Genomic DNA, 268 nt, shown 5'->3' on the forward strand with positions numbered 1-268 from the left:
GCCAATCGCCGCCCAAGAACAGACAGGGAGAACTGGCGTCGAGCGAATCGCTCGACAAACGGGTTGATGGCTTGAATCATGTCGAATTGCGGATCAAGCCTCGTTGCGACGCCCTGGGCGATCATGAGCACTTTGAACAGCAGAGCCGTCTCTTGCGGAAGCTGTAAATGATGCTCGCGCAGGAGTCCGAGCAGCCGGGTCAGGAAATGCGTGAGATTCGCCTCGGCAAGGGTGTGCCCGCGGAATCCGGCTATTAGCAGTGCTAATG

1 protein-coding gene is annotated in these 268 nt (G+C 57.8%); it reads right to left on the reverse strand.

What is annotated here, in order from left to right:
* Nucleotides 1–268: hypothetical protein (locus AC1RPR_RS08880; protein ID WP_481763583.1), on the reverse strand; the 268-nt coding region annotated here is incomplete at both ends.

This window comes from Dellaglioa sp. CoH-57-MRSF-22 (assembly GCF_056781895.1).